Source organism: Vibrio satsumensis (genome assembly GCF_050337435.1).
GTDB lineage: Bacteria > Pseudomonadota > Gammaproteobacteria > Enterobacterales > Vibrionaceae > Vibrio > Vibrio satsumensis.
In genome coordinates, this window is record NZ_JAKJSX010000009.1 from 185,331 (window position 1) to 208,183 (window position 22,853).

Genomic DNA, 22,853 nt, shown 5'->3' on the forward strand with positions numbered 1-22,853 from the left:
AGGCAAAACTCGTTTGATGACTCAGTGAGACGGGGAATATCGGACAGCAGAAGCTAGCTTGGTTACACAAACAAAAACGCCATCAAGAGCATTGATGGCGTTAGTGACTTGATTTTTTAGAGTGACTAGAGCATTAGCACGCTAGATACCCAGTTCATCGAGTAGATCTGCTGCAGAATCGTTGCCTGAGCTTTGTGCTGGCTTGTTTGATTCTTGCATTTTTTTCTGAGTTGCTTCAAGAATGCTATCCGGGCATTCGTCTTCTGCGATTTCAAATTCTTCCAACTGGATGAACTCTGTCTTATCCATTGCAAGCTCAAGATAGAAGATGTTGTTATTTGCAGTAGAGAAGGTCACACGGCGAGCTTGTGGGCGATCTAGGTTGGTATCAACAGACAAGTTCACTTGCTTGTTCAGCGCAAGCATCTTCGGTTGGTTTTGTGTGATGTTAGTTTGTAGCTCTTTACGGATCTTATTGGTGAAGTCACCAACCAATTGGTTCATCAATTCACCTAATACATCACCTACTTCGTCTGAAGTATGAAGTACAGCGAGTTCGTTTTCAGGCATGCCCATATTGCGCATGTAATTGGTGTAGATCTCTAGCGCTGCTTTCGACGTAAAATTGATAACAACAAGACCAGAAAAACCGCCGTCAAACAGAACGAAGCAACCAAAGTCTGGCTTTAGGCTTGTCTTGTTGATCTTTTGAACCATGGCTGAATAGGACACCTGAGAAGCCGTCGCTGAAGTAAGTACGCTTGAGACTGATTGGCATAGTTTAAGAAGGATATCTTCAGTTGTGACTGTTTTGTTTTTTTTCATTGTGATGTGCTCGTGGAGATGTCTTAAACAAAATGTTATTCAGTATATTACTACTGAATTAAGACGAAAGTGACTATTTCTCCATTCTTGCACTGAGATTCTGATTTGATCACCTTTTTATATGATCTTAATAGTAGTAAAGTGACGAAATTCAAAGAAAATTATTAAAAATCTCAGATAACCCAATGCTGATAGGATCAGCGAAGTAGGGGCAGGAAGCAAATGTTACCAAGACTTCAACTCAATGCTGATGTCGATCCAGTTGTCGTACGCTTTTTAGATGAACTAAAAACAGCGGGCTTTACTGGCGACATTGAATCTCAATATTCTAGCCGTTTGGCTGTGGCGACTGATAACAGTGTCTATCAGCAATTGCCGCAGGCGGTCATCCTTCCTAAAACAACGCAAGACGTTGTGCTTATCGGTAAAGTGGTTTCTAAATCCGCTTACGAACGTGTGACTTTCTCCCCTCGCGGTGGTGGTACGGGAACCAACGGACAATCTTTAACAAAAGGTGTCGTGGTTGACCTATCAAGATACATGAATAAGGTTCTTGAGATTAACGAGAAAGAAGGCTGGGTAAGAGTTCAGTCTGGTGTCGTTAAAGATCAATTGAATGATGCAGTTCGCCCTTACGGTTACTTTTTCTCTCCAGACCTTTCTACCAGTAACCGAGCAACTTTAGGCGGCATGATCAATACCGATGCTTCGGGTCAAGGGTCATTGAAGTACGGTAAAACGTCAGACCATGTATTGTCGCTGCAAGCGGTGTTCGCAGATGGTTCATGTCTAGAATCTGATTTATCACATGGCTTACCCGTTGAGGGTGAATTCGCTCACCATGCACTTGCGGTGACTGAGGCGGTTTGTCGAGACAAGCGCGCTCAAATCTTAGATAAATTCCCTCCGCTGAACCGCTTCTTAACAGGCTATGACCTAAAGAACGCGATAAGCGAACAAGACGATAGCTTTGACCTGACTCGCGTTCTATGTGGCGCTGAAGGCTCGTTAGCATTCATTACAGAAGCAAAGTTAAACCTAACCAAGATTCCAAAAGCGCGCACACTGGTCAACGTCAAATACAACACGTTTGATTCTGCGCTGCGTAATGCGCCGTTCATGGTAGAAGCTAAAGCGCTGTCTGTTGAAACGGTGGATTCAAGAGTATTGAACTTAGCGAAGCAAGACATTGTTTGGCACACCGTGAGCGACCTGCTGACCGATGTACCGAACAAAGAGATGCTTGGCATCAATATGGTTGAGTTTGCAGGTCAAGATGAAGCGGAAGTTGAACAGCAAGTTCAAGCGCTGACTGCGCGCCTTGAAACCATGGTTGAAAGCGAAGAAGCGGGCGTGATTGGCTTCCAAGTGTGTAGCGACTTGGCGAGCATTGGCCGAATCTACAACATGCGTAAGAAAGCGGTGGGTTTATTAGGTGCGGCGAAAGGCCGAGCTAAGCCAGTCGCTTTTGCGGAAGATACTTGTGTCCCACCTGAAAACTTGGCTGACTTCATCGCTGAGTTTAGAGTCCTGCTTGATTCAAAAGAGTTGAACTACGGCATGTTTGGTCACGTTGATGCTGGCGTTTTGCACGTTCGTCCAGCATTAGATTTGTGTGACCCGATGCAAGAAGCCTTGATGCATGAGATCTCTGATGAAGTGGTTAAGCTGGTGGCGAAATACGGTGGCTTAATGTGGGGTGAACACGGTAAAGGCTTCCGTTCTGAGTATGGACCAGACTTCTTTGGTGAAGAGCTATTTACCGAATTAAGACGTGTTAAAGCGGCATTCGACCCGCACAACAAAATGAACCCTGGCAAGATCTGTACGCCCTTAGAAAGTGACGCTGAATTGGTGAAGGTCACTGATACTAAGCGTGGTTTCTACGATCGTCAGATCGACGTACAAGTTCGTGACAGCTTCAAGCAAGCGATGGAATGTAACGGTAACGGCTTGTGTTTCAACTACGACACGAGCTCGCCAATGTGTCCTTCAATGAAAGTTACGGCTGACCGTCGTCATTCACCAAAAGGCCGCGCAGGCTTAGTCAGAGAATGGTTACGCCAGTTAACAGAGCAAGGCGTCGATATTCTCGATTTAGAGCAAGAAGCGCTGAAGGACAATACTCCGGTTAAAACCATGGTGGAACGTGTTCGTAATACAATGAACAAACGCCATGAATACGATTTCTCGCATGAAGTTCACGAAGCGATGAACGGTTGTCTTGCGTGTAAAGCGTGTGCGAGCCAGTGTCCGATTAAAGTTGATGTTCCGAGCTTCCGTTCTCGATTCTTAAACATTTATTACTCACGCTACCAACGCCCTGCAAAAGACTATTTAGTCGCCAACATTGAAACCATGCTGCCGCTAATGGCGAAAGCGCCAAAGGTTGTTAATGCTGCCTTGGGTCAAAAGTGGATACAAACCGCAACAGCGAAAACGGTTGGTTATGTTGATGCACCACTGATGTCGGTGCCTACACTTAAAAATCGCCTGGCGAGCAAAGAGCTGCAACTCTTCGATTTACAGTATCTAGAAGGGCTCTCTTCTGAGCAGAAGAAACAGCACGTGTTGATCGTTCAAGACCCGTTTACCAGTTTCTATGATGCTGAGGTGATTGAAGACTTTGTTACTCTGGCTCAAAAGCTTGGCAAAACACCGGTACTACTGCCGTTCAAACCGAATGGTAAAGCGCTGCACATAAAAGGTTTTTTAAGTCGTTTTGCTCGTGAGGCGAAATCGACGTCTGATTTCTTATCGATGGTGGCTGATATCGGCATTCCTTTGGTGGGTGTCGATCCTGCACTGGTGCTTTGTTACCGCGATGAATACGTCGAGATTTTAGGTGACAAGCGTGGCGACTTTGATGTGCTCACCGTACATGAATGGTTAATGCCGTCGCTCGGTGACTTTGAAGCGCGTTCTGCAAGCGAAGAAATGTGGTACTTGTTTGCTCACTGTACGGAGAAGACCAAAATGCCAAACGCTGAAAAAGAGTGGGGCGCTATCTTCAAACACTTTGGCGCTGCTTTAACCAGCGTTCCTGTCGGCTGTTGTGGTATGGCAGGTACTTTCGGTCACGAAGTCGATAAGCTGCAAATGTCGAAAGACATATACGGTCTAAGTTGGAAGCCAAGGATGCAAGACTTACCGAAAGAGCGTTGCTTAGTGACGGGTTATTCCTGTCGAAGCCAAGTGAAGCGTTTTGAGGGTGAGAAGCTTGCCCACCCACTACAAGCGCTCGCAAAAATTCTTTAATACATTTAGCCCAGCAATTGCTGGGCTTTTTTCTAAACTAACAATGGAATTGTTAATAAGGAAAGCTATGAGATTTCTTGAGTTAAAAGTACCACCCGTTGCACTTTTCATTATTGTATTTATAGCCTCGTACTTTTGTGCGCAGCAATTGATCCTAGGAGCAATGGCACTGCCTTATGGAATGGTTGTACTCGGTATCGGGATTGTATTGAGTGGTGTGATTGGAATATCAGGCATATTGGAATTTCGAAAACAGAACACCACCGTTAATCCGATCAAAGTCGAAACCGCATCCGCAGTCGTGGACAGTGGAATTTTTGGCTACACGCGAAACCCAATGTATCTAGGGTTGTTTATCCTGCTATTTTGCTTTGGTTACTTCTTCCAAAACCTACTCAGTGTTTTGCTCAGTTTTGTATTTGTAATGTATATGACTCAGTTCCAAATCAAACCCGAAGAGCGAGCACTAGAACAATTGTTCGGTGCGGAATATGTTGATTACAAACAAAAGGTTAGGCGTTGGATCTGATGTGGATTCAAAGACAATCAAGTAATTAGATAAGAACTATTATCATTTAGTTGAGCTTCATCACAAAAAAATATAACCAATGTTTCATATTGTGTTTTTATAAAATAGCCTGCACATCATTATTAAAAGATATAAAAGGCTAGGTAATAAAAATGGTTCAGGCTAAATGGTTGTCGCTAGGTATCTATGCAGTGAGTCTGTCTTCAACGTCGGTGTTGGCAGATGTTTCAGCTCGAATTATCAACGGTAAAGAAGCAACACAAGGCAATTGGCCATTTATGGCTGCGCTAGTCTCAAGGAACGTGAACGCTTATGACGGTCAGTTTTGTGGTGCGAGCTTCATTGGTGAGCGATATGTATTAACTGCCGCTCACTGTGTGGAAGGTAATGGTCGTGAAGATCTAGATGTGGTGATTGGCGTATCAAACCTTTCTGCCTCTCAAGCCGCACAACATAGATACGCTGTTGATAATATTTATGTACATGAATATTACAACTCTGCAGCGACAGGCAATGATATCGCCATTATTGAGCTCGCAGAAAAGCCAGCGGAATCTGTGGTTAATCTCGTTGATGGTTATACTCGTGGCAACTTAAACGCTGGCCAAATGCTAACGGTAATGGGTTGGGGTGATCAGAATGCCTCAAAAGATGCGTACTCGTCGAAGAGCGAACTGTATCAAGTTAATGTTCCTTTGGTTAACCAGATCGAATGTAATAATGCTCCTTACCGTGGATATTCCTCCATTGGAGATGATGCTTTTTGTGCGGGTTACAGCGATGGTGGCTATGATTCATGTCAAGGAGACAGTGGTGGTCCAATTGTTATTTCGAGCAATGGAAAATATGAACAACTGGGTATTGTAAGTTGGGGTGAGGGTTGTGCGCAGCCTGACGCTTACGGTGTCTATACAAATATCAGTCATTTTGACGATTGGATTGATGAGCAAACCATGGGTTTCAGTTACCGTCCAATCGAAATGCTTGGCGTAAGATCATTGGGAGAAAACTCTCACGTATTCAAATTTCATAACCAATCTGATCAAACAGTTGTAGTCACTCAAGTTTCTCCTACTTCTGCTACGAATATGGTCATTGCTCATGACGGATGCCAGGGTTTAGCTATGTCTCAATGGCAAGTTTGCGAAGTTATTGTTAATTACAATATAAACTCTGTTGGTGAGCATGAATTTGGCATTGATGTTCAAACTGACGCATTAGTCGGTACTGTTACTTCAAAGGCTTCTGTAATAGGGGCAAGCATTACAACGAGTGCTATGTCGGCTTTAGGGGATGTACCTCACAGTGGCGCTTATAATACTGAAACTTGGGATGTAGAAGGACGAATTATAGCTTCACCATCTATTGGTAATGGTGAATCAACAACCTTTGTTGTTGAGGGCATCCCTAGTGGCACGGTTTCGTTTGATCTTACTGCATCGACGGAAGAGCAGTATGATTTTGTTGAGATCTACATCAATGGTAAAAAAATCGACAGAGTATCAGGTAAGCTTTCTGGCTCAGTCAATCTCCCGTTAGTTAGAGATGCTGATAACAGCTTTATGATTAGATATGTTAAAGATTGGTATGGCTCTGCAGGGAACGACAGAGTGACAATCAACAACTTCAAGTATACAGACGAGATAAAGATATCTAAGTCTGAAGGAACGCAAAACGCAAAAAGCTCAGGGGGCGGTAGCGGCGGCTCGCTGTCTTGGCATTGGTTATTTGTGCTTTTAGGTGGTGCGACTGTACGTAAGTCATTTTCACCACTGAAGATGAAAGGTGATCAGTAAGCTATACCACTGACGCTAACTTAAGACTGATAGCCAACCTATCACCTTTAGTTAAACGCGAAAAGCCCAGCTGGATGAAATCAGCTGGGCTTTATTGATCTGAATTCACGGTTATAGCTAACTCCGATTTCCGTTTCTAACTTGGTTTCAATCAGTGCCAAATCAAACCAGAAGAGCGAGCACTAGAGCAATTGTTCGGTGCGGAATATATTGATTACAAACAAAAGGTTAGACTTTGGGTGTGATTTTTTCTGTGGGGTAATGAGTTAACCAACCACTAATATCCGTTACGTTTTCAAGGTAAGCCATATTTTGGTGTGCTTACCTTTTATATTTATTTTTTATCAAATAACCTGCCCGTCATTATTAAAACAAATGAAAGGTTAGGTAATGAAAGTTATCCAGACAAAATGGCTGCCACTAAGTATTTATGCGGTTGGCCTCTCTTCAATGCCGGTGTTGGCAGATATCTCCCCTCAAATTATCAACGGTAACGAAGCGACAAAAGGTAGTTGGCCATTCATGGTCGCTCTCGTTTCAAAAAATATGGACGCCTACGAAGGGCAGTTCTGCGGCGCAAGTTTCATTGGTGAGCGATATGTACTCACAGCAGCACACTGTATCGAAGCAAGCAGTAACCAAGATTTTGAGGTTGTCATTGGTGTCTCTGATCTTTCTTCGCCCGACGTAGAGCAGCACCGCTATTCTGTTGAGCAAATTTATACCCATGAAAATTATACTCAAGAGCCTGCGAGCAATGACATTGCCATTATTGAGCTTAGTGACAGGCCCACGAAGTCTGCGGTCAACCTTGTCGATGGTCATGTCCGTGATAATTTGAATGCAGGTCAGATGCTAACGGTCATAGGGTGGGGTGACCAGAATTCATCAGAAGAGCAATACTCATCGACGAGTAAGTTGCATCAAGTGAATGTTCCCTTGGTTAGTCAGCGTGAATGTAACCTTGGTCAAGGAGATGGATATTCAGATATTGGCTCTGATGCTTTTTGTGCTGGTTACAAAGAAGGTGGTCGTGACTCATGTAATGGAGATAGCGGTGGCCCAATCATGTTATACACCAATGGTAACTACGAACAGCTAGGTCTTGTGAGTTGGGGGGAAGGTTGTGCACAGCCAAATGCATTCGGCGTATACACCAACATAAGCCACTTTGCTGACTGGATTGATAAGAAGACGGCAGGTTTTAGTTACCAAACTAAAGTGATGTTAGGCGCTCAACCTTTGGGCCTACTTGAACACAAGTTTGAATTTACGAACAAATCAGATCAAGAGATTAATGTAACCAACGTATCTTTAGCTGTCGGTACAAACGATCCCATAACTTACAATGGCAGTGCAATCATAAAGAGCAATAGTTGTATGACGCTATCGCCGAATGAGAGTTGTGAAGTGGCTGTAAGCTACAACATAGACTCAGTGGGTAACCATGGTTTTGGTGTCAAGCTTTCGACCGACTCACTAGTCGATGTGGTGACGTCAAAGGCATATGCTATTGGCGCGAATGAGGTTTCTGACACGGTGAACGTGCTCGTCACTCTACCTAAAAATGGTGTATACAGCACCGAAGCTTGGGATGTTGAAGGGAATACGATAGCTTCACCGGATATCGGCAATGGCCAATCCACCGCATTCATTGTTGAAGGTATCCCAACTGGTACTGTGTCTTTGGATCTAACCGTATTTTCTGAAGAAGAACATGACTATATGGAGATCTATATTAACGGCTTTGAAGTCGGCGCGTTTGCGGGGCAACTATCTGGGACTGTTGAATTGCCAATGGCGAGAGCTAAAGACAATAGTTTTATGATTGCGTACAGCAAAGATGAGGTGGGGGCTGCAGGGCATGACAGAGTGACCATTAAGAACTTTGCTTATACCGATGAGATTAAAGAGTTAAGCTTAACGGAAGACCCAATCATCAAAAAGACAGGTGGTTCACTAGGTTGGTATTGGCTGGTGATGCTTTTAGGCGGCGCGATGAGACGTAAGTCATTTTCGTTATTTAAGAGGAAAGGTAGTCAGTAAAGACCTGTGACTGTCATTTAAACCATGGTCTATTGTTAAGAATGAAAAAGCCCAGCTTGAGGATATCAAGCTGGGCTTTATTGATCTTACTCTAGAGCTTATTTACATCGAGATGTGTAAATAAGGATGCTGATTAAGCGGCAGCTGCGAACTGAGCTAGAAACATCTCTTTACGCTCGTTGAAGCGGTTTACTAGGTCGTCGACAGAAGCTTGGTCGTATGGCTTAAGACCACTTGCTACCATGCGCTTCACGCCTTTACCGACTACTTCGCCGTCTTCTTTGAAGTCGAAGTTCAGAGTCACGATACCACGCTTGCCTTCAACATCAAAAGTTGCGCCAGAGAATTCAACTTCTGGGTGAGACAGGTCTAGGCGAGTAAATTCAACTTCCATGCTCTCGTAAATCACAAGAGGACGTTGGCAGTTGATCATCATCTGTTGTTCTTCCATAAGAGGAACCATGATGTGTGGGAAGTTCATGCCAGAGAACTTAACGTAGTTTGTTACTACGTGCTCGATGAACGCTTGGTCGTGGCTCTTTTCACCTTCACAAGACATGTGTAGGTACTCTTTGCCTTTCTCGTCAACCAGTGAGCTTTCTTTCTCACATTTGTTGTCAACGCTTAGCGCAATACCGTTACCAACCATACCTGAAAAATCAAAACGCATTTTTTGGCTGATGCCTTCTTTTTGCAGAAGTACTGCAAACAAAAGATCGCCAGGCACGCAGAAGCGTTTGTTGTCTTCATCGTGAATTGGGTTGAAGTCAGCGGCTACTTTTTTAGCAAAGTGGCTAGCCTGTTCACGAGTGAATTGAAATTGATTGTCTTCAGTAGAAAAGTAAGGTGTCAGAAACATAGTATCGCTATTAGTCATCAAATCTGGGGTGGATTATAGCTAACTAACTTCGCTCTAATGGTCTATCCAGTTAACTTTGCTTATATATCAGTCAATTAGATAAATACGTTGGATGGTATGTGGGGGTTTTAAGGAGGATATGGTGATTAGCTCAATGCAACAAGGGCTAATCAATAGCCCTTGCTTATATAACACTCTAATGAGTGTTGTTCAGATTGTTTCTGTCTTAAAAGCTACACAGAGTCCCCTCAGGCATTAGGTGGTTATGCACTGATAACTTGAGTAATAGGTTAGCTTGTTCAATATCCGGAGCAAAATATCGGTCTTTATCGTAGAAGCTGACTTTTTCACGCAGAATCTGTTTCGCTTCTTCGACACGAGGGGACGATAGATTTGGTGCTCGGAAATCGAGTCCTTGTGCTGCTGCTAAGTATTCTACTGCCAATATTCCACGGGTATTTTCAGCCATGTATCTAAGCCTACGTGCTGCGAAGGTTGCCATTGATACGTGGTCTTCTTGGTTTGCTGATGTCGGAAGACTGTCTATTGACGCAGGGTGCGCTAAGGTTTTGTTCTCACTCGCCAATGCTGCAGAGGTAACCTGAGCAATCATAAAACCTGAGTTCACGCCGCCGTTATCGACCAAGAAAGGTGGTAGCTTGCTTAGTGCACTATCAATCAGCAATGCCATTCTTCGTTCAGACAGGCTACCTATCTCGGCAATGGCCAACGCAAGGTTATCGGCTGCCATTGCGACGGGTTCTGCGTGGAAGTTACCCCCTGAAATAATATCGCCATCATCAGCGAAAACCAGCGGGTTGTCCGATACCGAGTTCGCTTCAACATTTAAAATTTCAGCTGAGTTACGAATCTGCTGTAAGCAGGCACCCATCACTTGAGGCTGACAACGCAGTGAGTAAGGATCTTGAACCTTTTCACAACAAGTGTGTGATTCACCAATCTCACTCTTTTGATCGAGCATATGGCGGTAAGCAAGCGCTGCATCCATTTGGCCACGATGACCACGAACGCGGTGAATACGAGGGTCAAATGGGCGGCGACTACCGAGTGCTGCTTCAACAGACATCGCGCCACACACTGTTGCAGATGCAAACAAGTCTTCCGCTGCGAACAGACCTTCTAATGCGAATGCAGTCGATGCTTGTGTGCCATTTAACAGCGCTAAGCCTTCTTTCGGCGCTAACGTGATTGGCTCAAGGCCTGCGATCTGCATTGCTTCTAAACCTGTGATGATCTTGCCGTTGTGACGTGCTTGACCTTCACCTAGCAGAACGGTACTCATGTGGGCAAGGGGAGCAAGATCTCCAGATGCACCTACTGAGCCTTTCTGTGGTACACATGGGTAAACCTGTGCGTTTACAAGATCAATAAGGGCATTAATCACTTTGAGGCGGATACCCGAGTAACCGCGAGACAAGCTGTTAATCTTCAATACCATCATCAAACGCACGGTTTCATCAGACATAAATTTGCCAATGCCCGCTGCGTGAGAAAGTACGATACTTTTCTGTAGAACTTCGAGATCTTCAGGGGCGATTTTGGTATTTGCTAGTAAGCCAAAACCTGTGTTGATGCCGTATACAGTGCGATCTTCAGCAATCACTTGTTCGACAACGTGCATGCTCGCTTCAATATCAGGGATAGCTGCAGGATCCAGTGACAGGTTCACAGGGCTACGGCTGATTTTACGAAGTTCAGATAGGCCTAGAAGTCCTGGCTTAAGTAATAAATTCAACATGTTATCTCCAGGTATTAAAGGCGACGAAGTTCTTCGTTTAGCATAGGTAAATCAAGCTTCTGTTCTTTAGCACACTGCTTGGCAATATCGTAACCCGCATCTGCATGACGCATCACGCCGGTTGCTGGATCATTGTGAAGTACGCGAGCAATACGTTGCGAAGCATCTTCACTGCCGTCACAACAAATCACCATACCCGAGTGTTGTGAGAAGCCCATACCAACGCCGCCACCGTGGTGCAAAGAAACCCAAGTTGCGCCACCAGCTGTGTTCAGAAGGGCATTCAATAGAGGCCAATCAGACACTGCATCTGAGCCATCCATCATGCCTTCAGTTTCGCGGTTCGGGCTCGCTACTGAACCTGAATCTAGGTGGTCACGACCGATAACAACTGGTGCTTTTAGTTCGCCATTTTTAACCATTTCATTGAATGCTTGGCCTAAACGTTCACGATCTTTCAATCCAACCCAACAAATACGCGCTGGTAGGCCTTGGAACTGAATGCGTTCACGCGCCATATCTAGCCAGTTATGTAGATGCGGGTTGTCTGGAATCAGTTCTTTTACTTTTTGGTCTGTTTTGTAGATGTCTTCCGGGTCACCAGATAGGGCAGCCCAACGGAAAGGACCAATACCTTCGCAGAATAAAGGTCGAATATAAGCAGGAACGAAGCCTGGGAAATCAAATGCGTTTTCCACGCCTTCTTCTAGTGCCATTTGGCGAATGTTGTTGCCGTAATCTACGGTTGCTGCGCCGCGGTATTGTAGGTCGAGCATCGCTTGAACTTGAATCGCCATCGATTGTTTCGCGGCTTTCACCACTTTTGCTTCATCAATGGTGCGCTCTTGCGCTGCTTTCTCCATTGTCCAACCTTGCGGTAAGTAACCGTTCAGAGGATCGTGGGCAGATGTTTGGTCAGTTACTACGTCAGGCGTGATGTTACGTTCAACTAACTCTGGGAATACGTCTGCGGCGTTACCTAATAGACCAACAGAGATAGGTGTGTCTGACTCTTTAATCATTGCCATTGCTTCATCTAAACTGGTGGCTTTTTTGTCTACATAGCCAGTACGTAAGCGGTAGTCGATTCGTGATTCATCACATTCAACCGCGATCATTGAGAAGCCAGCCATAGTTGCAGCAAGAGGCTGAGCGCCGCCCATGCCGCCAAGGCCACCTGTGAGTACCCATTTGCCATTCGCTTCACCTTGGAAGTGTTTCTTCGCAATCGCGACAAAGGTTTCGTAAGTACCTTGAACGATGCCTTGTGAGCCAATGTAAATCCAGCTACCTGCGGTCATTTGGCCGTACATCATCAAGCCTTCTTTATCGAGCTCGTTGAAGTGTTCCCAGTTTGCCCAGTGTGGAACAAGGTTCGAGTTAGCGATCAGTACGCGAGGTGCGTTTTTATGAGTCGGGAACACGCCTACAGGTTTACCTGATTGAACAAGTAACGTTTGATCGTCTTCTAAACGTTCTAATACTTCAACAATCTTGTCATAACATTTCCAATCACGCGCAGCGCGACCAATACCGCCATACACAACCAGTGCATGTGGGTGTTCTGCCACATCTGGGTCTAGGTTGTTCATCAGCATACGCAGCGGTGCTTCTGTTAACCAAGATTTAGCGCGCAAAGTGGTGCCATGAGGTGCGCGAATTTCGCGAGTCGTGTCGAGACGAGGGTCACTGTTGTGGTGTTCCGTCATTTTGGAATTCCTTCTGTTTCACGTTATATCGTTGTAGTTGTAGTTATCGGTATAGCTGGATTAGTCGCCTGCCATTGCACTGGCAATATCCCAACACAAACGAGCCGCCAATCGAGCCGTTTGGCCATCGACGTCGTAGTCTGGGTTGTACTCCGCAATGTCCGCGATAATGAGTTTTTCACTGTGTTTAAAAATCTGTTCTAAAAAAGGTGCGAGCGCTTCATAGCTCACGCCTCGTGCTGCTGGAGCACTGACACCCGGCGCAGTCGCCGCAGGGAATACGTCTAAGTCAATGGTGAGATAGAGGTAATCACACTCAGCGATGAATTTTTGTAACTTGGCCTGTTGAGCGACTTGGTTCGCTTGGGTCATGTTGCGGTCGTGTTCATACCACACATCAAGTTGGTCGGCTTTGTTGAACAGCGCTTGGGTATTGCTGGCTGCACTAACACCAAGGCAAGCGTAGTGAAACGGCCACTGATGCGTTTGGCAGTAGTCACTTATTTGGTTAAACGGTGTGCCTGAGCTTGGTTTGACGTCAGCGACGTCGCTTTCAAATTCACGAAGATCAAAGTGAGCATCAAAGTTAACGATGCCGATTTTAGGTTTTTGATCTGATTGAACTTTAGTTAGGTGCTCAGCGAGACCTTGGAAAGAAGCCCAAGCCACTTCGTGACCACCGCCAAGGGTAATCACTTTGTTAGTTGATAAAGCATTGGCAATCACAGAAGCACACTGTTTTTGGCTAACTTCGAGCTGATCATCATTACACTCGATATCACCAAGATCCGAGATGTGTGAGTTACTGTGCCAAGCCATATTAGCCAACGCTTGGCGAATCAGGTTGGGTGCTTGTTTCGCGCCCACGCGTCCTTTATTTCTTGCGACACCGGCATCGCTGGCAAAGCCCACTAAGGCGATAGCGCTGTCAGTCAGATCGTCACTTAAATCACTACTTTGCACTTGCTTGATAATGTGATGAACGCGAGTACCGAGTGCGCCATCTTCAAGATCATTACGCCCAGTCCACACAAAGTTATGTACGGTTTTTACGCTCTCTTGAATACCGTTGGACTTAGATTGAGTCATGACACACCTCGCCATTAACAATGCGTTTATGAAGAAGAGGAACACCAACTTGATAGCTCAAGTCGGCAGGGTGTTCGATATTCCAGATAGCCAAATCCGCGGTATAACCGATTTCGACTTTGCCTTTGGTTTGTGAGTCGCCAATGGCAGCCGCAGCATTACATGTCACGCCACGCAGTGCTTCTTCAGGCGTCGTACCAAACAGGGTGCAGCTCATGTTCATCATCAGCGTTAAATCAGCAAAGGGGGAAGTGCCGGGGTTTAAGTCGGTCGCGATCGCCATTGGAACGTTGTGTTCACGAAGTAGTGCGACTGGCGGCTGTTGAGTCTCTTTCAAGAAATAGAAAGCACCGGGTAGCAAGGTGGCAACTGTGCCTGATTCCGCCAGTGCTTTGACTCCGGTTTCATCTAAGTACTCAACATGGTCAACAGAGAGTGCACCGTATTTCGCTGCAAGCGCACTGCCACCCATATTAGAAAGTTGTTCTGTGTGGCCTTTAATTGCGAGCCCATGTTTTTTGGCTGCGGCAAATACACGTTCGGTTTGTTCTAGGTTGAAGCCGATAGATTCGCAGAACACGTCAACTGCATCGGCGAGGCCTTGTTCAGCCGCTTTGGGGATGATCTCTTGGCAAACCAGATCGATATAGCTGTCCGGTTGCTCTTTGTATTCGGGCGGCACAGCATGTGCAGCAAGGAGAGTTGTGGTGATCTTAATTCGGCGATGATTCTCTAATGCTTTCGCAGCGCGTAACATCTTGAGCTCATCATCAAGTGTTAAACCATAGCCAGATTTTATTTCGATGCTGGTTACACCACTTCTTAGCATGCCATCGAGTCTCGGTAATGCCATTTCAACCAGATCAGCCTCTTGCGCTGCTCGTGTCGCGGTTACTGTCGCTAGAATGCCGCCGCCTTGCTTGGCGATGTCGGTGTAAGACACACCATTCAAACGTTGTTCAAATTCGTTGGCGCGATTACCTGCAAATACGAGATGAGTGTGGCAATCAATTAACCCTGGTGTTACTAGCTTGTTCTTGCAGTCATAGGTGACGTAATCCAAAGAACCATCAATGCTCGGTTGCTCTAACTCAGAAGCAAGTGCGCTCTGGTTTGAACAAGAGATGGACACGATCTTACCGTTTTCGATAACGATATCTTGAGGGGAAGAGGGCTGATAACCATCGGCTCCCGAACTCATGGAGACCACTCGTGCGTTTTTGAGGATCAAATTCATAATCACCTAGATCTTTGCTAAACATTAAATGTATATACAAATAAATAGGCTAAACGCTGAACCGAATCAAGTTGATGTTGCAAAAATGTGATCGGCGATCAGGATGATGTTCTTTAATCTAGAAGTATCTTGGAGCTTAATTTGTACTTAGAGCCAGGATGGTAGAGCAATGCAAAGCTGATGAGGCGTTCTTTGCTCCATGTTCTTCTATTCAAAAGAAGGCAAGGCTCTGATTCAGAAAGCTTTAGTGACGTTCTAATTTGAGAGTCCGGAATAATAGCTTCAACCGTGTGTTCGATCGCACTCAACGGGCAGCTTTTTGAAAGGTATTCGTTGGGTGTAGAGGTTGAAAAGTCTTGCTCTAGGTATTTTGGAGCGGCTTGAGAATTCACCCAGCGCGCTTCCAGTTGTATCGGCGTATTGTCGGCAAAGTGTATGATTTCGCTATAGAACACTTCTGCGTTAATCATCACACCTAACCGTGTAGCCGTGCTTTCATCAGCCTTGATGCTATCGTGCTTGATAACTTCGCTAGTATACGTTTGGCCTCGGTCTTTGATTTCTTGCGCGATGTTGTTGATATCAAGTAGTGGAGATTGCGCTTTTTCGTCTGGTTCACAAACAAAAGTACCTAGTCTTGGTTTCCTGATGAGCTTGCCTTCAGACACAAGATCTCGAATGGCTTTGTTGACCGTCATTCTACTCACATTGAACTGCTCTGTGAGTTCGAGTTCGGTGGTGATTTGATAACCCACCGGCCAGTGACCATTGGTGATTTTGTCGTCTATGAACTGTTTTATCTGAAGGTAGAGCGGCGCTTTCGACATAATGAAACCTTATTTGACTATACAAATAGAGTAACGGATTTTTTCATGATTTCAACATTTCCTCGGGCAATGTGACCTTATTCAACATAGATGAGGCAAATTGCTTGATTCTGTGAGGTAAGTGTCGCAAATTGTCACGCAATAACTATTCGTAAATCAAATAATTAGAAAGGGAAATAATATGTTTAAGAAATTGAAGGCCTCGTTGGGCATTGGTGCAGCAAAGGTTGATACTGTCTTAGATAATATTGACGTTTTCCAAGGTGGCGAGTTGTCTGGTAACGTTCACATCATTGGTGGCGATGTTGAGCAACAAATTGACCTGATCAACTTGGTTCTTAACACTGAAGTGAAAGTTGAAACGGAAGACAGCACCAGTTACGAAACTTTTTCACTGGGTCGTATTCAAGCCGTAGAGCCTTTCGTGATCCAACCGGGCGAAACCAAACTGGTTCCATTCCGTCTTAAACTTAATGATGAAACGCCAGTGACTGCGTTGAACGCAAAAATGAACCAGTGCCATGTTTGGGTAGAAACCAACCTAGATATTGGCTTCGCGATTGACCCTAAAGACCGTGATTTTATCTCCGTACACCCACTGCCAACAGTCGCTAAAATCATCCAAGGTGTGGAAGCATCGGGCATGGCAATGGTGAAGGCAGACGTAGAGAAGGGCTTCTTAAAAGGCAATAGCTTTGCTTCTCGCTCAGGCTGTTACCAAGAGATTGAGTTTCGCAGCGGCGGCTTTATGAATAACAAAGAGATTGAACTGTCATTCATAGTAGATGGTTCTATGGTTCACTGCTTAGCCGAAATTGACCGCTCACTGAGCTTCCGCGGTGACCAATATATTTCATTTAGCTTACCTGCTAATGCTGCTGATTCAGATATTCGCAATGCAGTTTCAAGAATCATGAGTGCGTAGTTGCCTCTCTGTTAGTAGTGTCTTTCTATTAATAGGTTCAATATGATTTCTAAAACCGAACTTAAACGTTCGGCTTTTTTGTATTGTAGATAAAGCCAACGAATTAATGATTGAGCTATGGGTAAGGCGTTAGAAGGATCTATATAGAAGAGACATTTCAGTCATATAGTTTTTGTGGTGCTACGGGACTAACATTGTCATTTCATATTATTTCGTTACAATGTTCGGCTACTCACAAATGTGGCATCTGTATTTGCTTCTATGTGGGTATATTTATTATGCATATATCCCCAATCAACGTACTAGTTGATTGAAAGACATATATTAAACATTTTCATGTGTTGCTTGGTGTGCAACACCACTGTAAAGGACAAATAATGCCAATTATTACTCTTCCTGACGGTAGTCAGCGTCAATTTGACAACCCTGTATCAACTCTAGATGTTGCCCTATCAATCGGTCCTGGTCTTGCGAAAGCAACCATTGCTGGTCGTGTAGATGGCGAGCGTGTTGATGCTTGTGATCTTATCGAAAACGATGCAAGCCTAGAAATCATCACAGCTAAAGATGAAGTTGATGGCCTTGAGATCGTTCGTCACTCTTGTGCTCACCTTTTAGGCCACGCGGTTAAGCAGCTTTTTCCAGAAGCGAAAATGGCGATCGGTCCTACTATCGATAACGGCTTCTACTACGATATCGACCTTGAGCACTCTCTAACGCAAGAAGATCTAGAAAAGATTGAAAAGCGTATGAAAGAGCTAGCGAAGACCAAGTACCAGGTTGTTAAGAAGAAAGTTAGCTGGCAGGAAGCGCGCGACGCATTCGAAGCTCGCGGCGAGACTTACAAGATTGAAATCTTGGACGAGAACGTTTCTAAAGACGATCGTCCAGGCCTGTACCATCACGAAGAATACATCGATATGTGTCGTGGTCCACACGTGCCTAACATGAGCTTCTGCCAGCACTTCACTCTACTTAACGTAGCAGGTGCATACTGGCGTGGTAACAGTGACAACAAGATGCTTCAACGTATCTACGGCACTGCATTCCACGACAAGAAGGCGCTTAAAGCTCACCTTGTGCGCCTAGAAGAAGCGGCTAAACGTGACCACCGTAAAATCGGTAAAGCGCTTGACCTATTCCACATGCAGCAAGAAGCACCAGGCATGGTGTTCTGGCACCATAACGGTTGGACTATCTTCCGTGAGCTAGAAGTATTTATTCGTCAGAAGCTGACTGAGTACGATTACCAAGAAGTTAAAGGCCCATTAATGATGGACCGTGTTCTTTGGGAACGCTCTGGTCACTGGGATAAGTACGCTGAAGCAATGTTCACAACTTCTTCTGAGAACCGTGAATACGCTATCAAGCCAATGAACTGTCCTGGTCACGTTCAAATCTTCAACCAAGGCTTGAAATCTTACCGTGATCTACCGCTACGTATGGCTGAGTTCGGCTCATGTCACCGTAACGAGCCGTCTGGCGCACTTCACGGTATCATGCGTGTTCGTGGCTTCACTCAAGATGATGCTCACGTATTCTGTACTGAAGACCAAGTTCAACAAGAAGTTAAAGCTTGTATTGAAATGGTTTACGATACTTACACAACTTTCGGCTTCGAAAACATTGTTGTTAAGCTATCTACTCGTCCAGAACAGCGTGTAGGTTCAGACGAAATGTGGGACCGTGCAGAGGCTGACCTTAAGCAAGCGCTAGAGGCAATGGACATTGCATACGAGATTCAAGAAGGCGAGGGTGCGTTCTACGGACCTAAGATTGAATTTACTTTGCATGATTGTTTGGACCGCGCTTGGCAATGTGGTACAGTGCAGCTCGATTTTGCATTACCAGAACGTTTAGGTGCTACTTACGTAGGTGAAGATAACGAGCGTCACACGCCAGTTATGATCCACCGCGCGATTTTAGGTTCACTAGAACGCTTCATCGGTATTCTTATTGAAGAATACGCTGGCTTCTTCCCAACGTGGTTGGCGCCAGAACAAGCAGTTGTAATGGGCATTACAGACAAACAGTCTGAATATGTACAAGAAATTACGAAAAAACTGCAAAAAAGTGGATTTAGAGTCAAAGCAGACTTGAGAAATGAGAAGATTGGCTTTAAAATCCGCGAACATACTTTGAAACGTGTACCGTTCATGCTTGTGTGTGGTGACCAAGAAATGGAAGCCGGCGAAATTGCAGTACGTACACGTAAAGGTAAGGACCTTGGCAAATTTAAAGTGGATGACTTTATTTCATACATCCAAGCCGAGGTTTCAAGCCGTAAGCTCAATCTGGAGGAATAGCTATTAAAGGCGGAAGACGTGGCCAACAACCGGCCAAACAAAACCAGCACCGTTTAAACGGTGACATTCGTGGCGTTCGTGAAGTGCGTCTAACTGGCGCAGACGGCGAAGCTGTTGGTGTAGTATCAATCGCTGAAGCGATGGAAGCTGCAAATGAAGCTGGTATGGATCTTGTAGAGATCAGCCCTAACGCCGAGCCGCCAGTTTGTCGTGTGATGGACTACGGTAAGTTCCTCTTCGAGAAGAGCAAAGCTGCGAAAGAGCAGAAGAAGAAGCAAAAGCAGGTTCAGATCAAGGAAATTAAATTCCGACCTGGAACTGATATTGGAGACTATCAGGTAAAACTACGCAACCTGACTGGTTTCCTAGAAGACGGCAACAAAGTGAAGGTAACAATTCGCTTCCGTGGCCGCGAAATGGCTCACCAAGAAATCGGTGTTGACGTTCTTAATCGTTTGAAAGCGGATACTGAAGAATTTGCAGTAGTCGAATCTTTCCCAACGAGAATTGAAGGTCGCCAGATGATCATGGTGTTGGCCCCTAAAAAGAAGTAATTAACGGCTTTGCAAGTAATTGAACCCTGCAGCCTCAGGTTGCGGGGTTTTATTCGCCCTAATTACTATGTTATTAACAACTCAACAATGCGGAGTTATTCATCATGCCTAAGATGAAAACCAACAAAGGTGCTGCTAAGCGTTTCCAGAAAACTGCTGGTGGTATTAAGTTTAAGCACGCTGGTAAACGTCACATCCTGACTAAGCGTACTACTAAGAACAAGCGTCAGCTACGTCCGAACTCGATCCTTCCTAAATGTGAAGTTGCTCAAGTTCTACGTATGATGCCATACGCTTAATTCTTTTTAGTTTATAAATTCGTTTAGTTTAGGAGAAGCATAATGCCTCGCGTAAAACGTGGTGTACAAGCTCGTGCACGTCATAAGAAAGTTCTAAAACAAGCTAAAGGTTACTACGGAGCACGTTCACGTGTTTACCGCGTAGCTTTCCAAGCAGTTACCAAAGCTGGTCAATACGCTTACCGTGACCGTCGCAACAAGAAACGTCAATTCCGTCAACTTTGGATTGCACGTATCAACGCGGCATCTCGTCAAAATGGTCTATCTTACAGCCGTTTCATCAATGGCCTTAAGAAAGCATCTATCGAGATCGACCGTAAGATTCTTGCTGACATCGCAGTATTCGACAAAGCAGCATTTGCTGTTCTAGTTGAAAAAGCGAAAGCATCTCTATAATTTAGAGTTAGCTTAAAGGTTTAAGAAAAGGAGAACTTCGGTTCTCCTTTTTTATTACCTGTAATTTGTCTCTTTTAGAGATTCCCAACTTCTTCCTCCGTCAGTCTTGGGAATGACGAGATGAACTTCCGCATCTAATTTTTATTCGCTTGATCTGGCATTCTGGTATATAAACATCTACCTAACCTTTAAATGTTAAGCGACCGATATAAATGACCGCACCAACTACTATGACGTTCTTTGGACGTTTTGAAGCTGACATCCTTTCTGGCAAAAAGACCATTACCATTCGCGATGAATCTGAGCGCGATTACCAACCCGGTAGCGTTGTTGAAGTCTCAACGTTAGAAGAAGGGCGCGTGTTCTGTAATCTTAAGATCATCAGCGTAGAACCAATCCTGTTCGATGAACTGGGTGAGTTCCATGCACAACAAGAGAACATGACGCTGCAAGTTCTGAAAGATGTGATTCAAGATATCTACCCAGGTATTTCTCAGCTTTACGTTGTCTCTTACGAGCTGGTTTAATTGCTAACAACGCACGTTTAGTGCAGTTTTTGGAATAGATAGGAGGGATTATGACTGAGTTATCGAGCGACACTAAGCAGCAAACCTTGCTTCAACTTTATTGTCGTGAGCAACCTGACCAGCCGTTAATTCCTCGTACCGATCTCGACATCGGTCTTTACGACAGCGAAGCGTTTTCAGTTTGGCGTGCAACCAAGCGCGACTTTGTTATCAGTGATATTGAAAACCGTGTTTGGGTAAAAAGCTGCTCGGGTGGCTACATTACTGAAGTGCATTTTAAAGCGGATGGCACTCTAACGGAGTACCGTTTGTTTGACCGCTTTAAAACGGTAGGGCAATGGCAGTTAAAAGACGGCTTATTGCACGTTGAGATTACTAAGGGCGATAACCGATATCAATTTGCGGTTGTTGCTAGGGCAGATCTGAATATCCACTCAGCGGTGGAATATAAGAACGGCGATCTGCATTCATATCTGAAGCTAGTGCAAGCTGAGTGTTAACTCCTTTCGTCGAGCTTACTAAAGTGAGCAGTATTCCCAAAAGCAAAAAGCCAACAGTGATGTTGGCTTTGTTGTTTCTGGCGAAGCTAACTAAGCGCTAGCATTCTTTAAATTCTGTTTATCTACTGCGTTTACGCTTCAAAGTTTGTTAGGCGAGAGTGCAGTTCACTTCCAACATCTTGTTTCGCACAAACCGTTAGCAAGTCATCAATAAAGTACTTTAATGCGCGAGCTTCGATACGGCGAATGCCTTGTTGCTGTTCTTCAGTTAGGTAGTCATAGATAGTTGCAGCGCCAAAGTCACCAAAGATCATCTGACCTTGCTCGTTAACCAAAGTGTTGTGTGCGTATAGATCACCATGACAGACTTTATTGGCATGAAGGTGTTCAAACACATCAATCATCTGCTCTGTAATACTATTGATCTGAGCAACGGAAAGCTCAAAGCCTTCGTTGAACGTATCACGAGTACAGCTTTCAAGAGTAGGTGGCAAACCTAGGTTGTAATAGTTGCTTGGGATAAGCTCCATCACCAATGCAAGGTAATCTTGTTCTTCTACTTGGGCGATAGATTTTACCAAATTGTTATGGTGGCCAGCTTGCAGGCACGCTTCCAATTCATCATGTGGGTAGCCATCACTGGTGACTTCGCCTTTAAATACTTTAACCGCCACTTCCTGTGGGAAATCAAAGTCGCTATTTAGCCAACTTGCATGAGAGATCACGCCAGACGCACCTTGACCAAGCACTTGATTCAATGAGTAGCATTGCGAGCTTACTACAGGCACGCTATCTAAGCTGCTCGGGTGTTTGCAAAATGGATTACCCGCAAAGGCTAACCAAGCCAGTTTTGGTAGTTTAATAAGGAACTCAGGGAATTCAGTCAGTTGGTTTGCAGATAAGCGAACCAGTTCGAGGTTGGATAGGTTTTCCATACTCTCAGGTAAAGCGCGAAGCTGGTTGCCTGCAAGTGCCAGCTTTTGCAGTCGTGGTCTTTCACCTAGTGAGTTAGGCAGAACCTCAATCTCATTGTCGGTGAGGATTAACCAACGTAGTTGAGTTGGCAGAGACTGCTCGCTAACGGTTTTGATTTGGTTGGTCTTGAAACCGATCATTTCAAGCTTAGGAAGCGATCCAAGAACATCAGGAAGGTGCGTGAACAGGTTATTCGACGCGAAGATAATACGCAGGTGAGTAAGCTGAGATAACTCTACAGGTAAGTCTGATAGCTGATTCCCCGAAAGATCGAGAATCTCTAGTGAATCGGCGAGATCCAAGATCTCTAATGGAAACTCAGTGAGACCTTCTGATAGTTTTAAGCGCTTAATACCTTTAAGTTGCCCTGATTTTAATTGTTCTAGAGTATGCAAACCTTAGCCTTATGAATAGATGTTCGAGGCGCGTAGTTTACT

General features: G+C 44.8%; 19 protein-coding genes. 11 read left to right on the forward strand and 8 right to left on the reverse strand.

All coding sequences use genetic code 11. The annotated features are described in order from the left end of the window. Positions 1 to 141: 141 nt before the first annotated feature. Positions 142 to 825, reverse strand: a complete 684-nt coding sequence (locus L4C44_RS13355) for a DUF3334 family protein (RefSeq protein ID WP_019821868.1) — start codon at positions 823 to 825, stop codon at positions 142 to 144. Positions 826 to 1,047: 222 nt separating this feature from the next. Here L4C44_RS13355 and ydiJ point away from each other — a divergent pair, with 222 nt between their 5' ends. The 4 genes from ydiJ to L4C44_RS13375 all read left to right on the forward strand — a co-directional run bounded on the left by ydiJ (position 1,048) and on the right by L4C44_RS13375 (position 8,454). Next, positions 1,048 to 4,083, forward strand: a complete 3,036-nt coding sequence (ydiJ, locus tag L4C44_RS13360) for a D-2-hydroxyglutarate dehydrogenase YdiJ (protein ID WP_428805207.1) — start codon at positions 1,048 to 1,050, stop codon at positions 4,081 to 4,083. A gap of 67 nt (positions 4,084 to 4,150) precedes the next feature. Beyond that, on the forward strand, positions 4,151 to 4,612 hold the full coding sequence (locus tag L4C44_RS13365) for a methyltransferase family protein (protein WP_428805208.1): 462 nt from the start codon (positions 4,151 to 4,153) through the stop codon (positions 4,610 to 4,612). Between the two features lie 152 nt (positions 4,613 to 4,764). After that, positions 4,765 to 6,408 (forward strand): trypsin-like serine protease, encoded by a 1,644-nt coding sequence (locus L4C44_RS13370; protein ID WP_371713907.1) that lies wholly within the window; start codon positions 4,765 to 4,767, stop codon positions 6,406 to 6,408. A gap of 390 nt (positions 6,409 to 6,798) precedes the next feature. Then, entirely contained in the window at positions 6,799 to 8,454 is a 1,656-nt protein-coding gene (locus L4C44_RS13375) for a trypsin-like serine protease (protein ID WP_428805209.1), read from the forward strand. A gap of 133 nt (positions 8,455 to 8,587) precedes the next feature. Here L4C44_RS13375 and L4C44_RS13380 read toward each other — a convergent pair whose 3' ends face one another. From L4C44_RS13380 to hutC, 6 genes are all read right to left on the reverse strand, one after another. Next, on the reverse strand, positions 8,588 to 9,313 hold the full coding sequence (locus L4C44_RS13380; RefSeq protein ID WP_010438254.1) for a DUF3581 domain-containing protein: 726 nt from the start codon (positions 9,311 to 9,313) through the stop codon (positions 8,588 to 8,590). A gap of 226 nt (positions 9,314 to 9,539) precedes the next feature. Then, on the reverse strand, positions 9,540 to 11,072 hold the full coding sequence (hutH, locus tag L4C44_RS13385; protein ID WP_048663594.1) for a histidine ammonia-lyase: 1,533 nt from the start codon (positions 11,070 to 11,072) through the stop codon (positions 9,540 to 9,542). A 14-nt stretch (positions 11,073 to 11,086) separates the two neighbouring features. Continuing rightward, positions 11,087 to 12,781: a urocanate hydratase gene (gene hutU, locus L4C44_RS13390; RefSeq protein ID WP_048615115.1), complete on the reverse strand. Its 1,695-nt coding sequence runs from the start codon at positions 12,779 to 12,781 to the stop codon at positions 11,087 to 11,089. 60 nt (positions 12,782 to 12,841) lie between these two features. After that, a complete protein-coding gene (gene hutG, locus L4C44_RS13395) occupies positions 12,842 to 13,870 on the reverse strand; it encodes a formimidoylglutamase (protein WP_428805210.1) in 1,029 nt (342 codons plus the stop codon). Beyond that, positions 13,857 to 15,107, reverse strand: a complete 1,251-nt coding sequence (gene hutI, locus L4C44_RS13400) for an imidazolonepropionase (RefSeq protein WP_428805211.1) — start codon at positions 15,105 to 15,107, stop codon at positions 13,857 to 13,859. Before hutI ends, hutG begins: the two co-directional genes overlap by 14 nt. 113 nt (positions 15,108 to 15,220) lie before the next feature. Continuing rightward, positions 15,221 to 15,934, reverse strand: a complete 714-nt coding sequence (hutC, locus tag L4C44_RS13405; RefSeq protein WP_102393422.1) for a histidine utilization transcriptional repressor HutC — start codon at positions 15,932 to 15,934, stop codon at positions 15,221 to 15,223. A 181-nt stretch (positions 15,935 to 16,115) separates the two neighbouring features. Here hutC and L4C44_RS13410 point away from each other — a divergent pair, with 181 nt between their 5' ends. From L4C44_RS13410 to L4C44_RS13440, 7 genes are all read left to right on the forward strand, one after another. Further along, positions 16,116 to 16,859: a sporulation protein gene (locus L4C44_RS13410; RefSeq protein ID WP_428805212.1), complete on the forward strand. Its 744-nt coding sequence runs from the start codon at positions 16,116 to 16,118 to the stop codon at positions 16,857 to 16,859. Positions 16,860 to 17,236: 377 nt separating this feature from the next. Continuing rightward, on the forward strand, positions 17,237 to 19,165 hold the full coding sequence (gene thrS, locus L4C44_RS13415) for a threonine--tRNA ligase (protein WP_428805213.1): 1,929 nt from the start codon (positions 17,237 to 17,239) through the stop codon (positions 19,163 to 19,165). Between the two features lie 2 nt (positions 19,166 to 19,167). Then, complete coding sequence (gene infC / locus L4C44_RS13420; protein ID WP_076654893.1) at positions 19,168 to 19,719, forward strand: translation initiation factor IF-3; 552 nt, start codon at positions 19,168 to 19,170, stop codon at positions 19,717 to 19,719. 104 nt (positions 19,720 to 19,823) lie between these two features. After that, a complete protein-coding gene (gene rpmI, locus L4C44_RS13425; protein WP_004738430.1) occupies positions 19,824 to 20,018 on the forward strand; it encodes a 50S ribosomal protein L35 in 195 nt (64 codons plus the stop codon). Positions 20,019 to 20,060: 42 nt separating this feature from the next. Then, entirely contained in the window at positions 20,061 to 20,414 is a 354-nt protein-coding gene (rplT, locus tag L4C44_RS13430; protein WP_004733517.1) for a 50S ribosomal protein L20, read from the forward strand. A 212-nt stretch (positions 20,415 to 20,626) separates the two neighbouring features. Continuing rightward, on the forward strand, positions 20,627 to 20,941 hold the full coding sequence (gene yqfB / locus L4C44_RS13435; RefSeq protein WP_017055195.1) for a N(4)-acetylcytidine aminohydrolase: 315 nt from the start codon (positions 20,627 to 20,629) through the stop codon (positions 20,939 to 20,941). 50 nt (positions 20,942 to 20,991) lie between these two features. Then, positions 20,992 to 21,441, forward strand: a complete 450-nt coding sequence (locus L4C44_RS13440) for a hypothetical protein (protein ID WP_428805214.1) — start codon at positions 20,992 to 20,994, stop codon at positions 21,439 to 21,441. Between the two features lie 131 nt (positions 21,442 to 21,572). Here L4C44_RS13440 and L4C44_RS13445 read toward each other — a convergent pair whose 3' ends face one another. Further along, positions 21,573 to 22,811, reverse strand: coding sequence for a leucine-rich repeat-containing protein kinase family protein (locus L4C44_RS13445; RefSeq protein WP_428805215.1), 1,239 nt, complete (start codon positions 22,809 to 22,811; stop codon positions 21,573 to 21,575). Positions 22,812 to 22,853 lie beyond the last annotated feature (42 nt).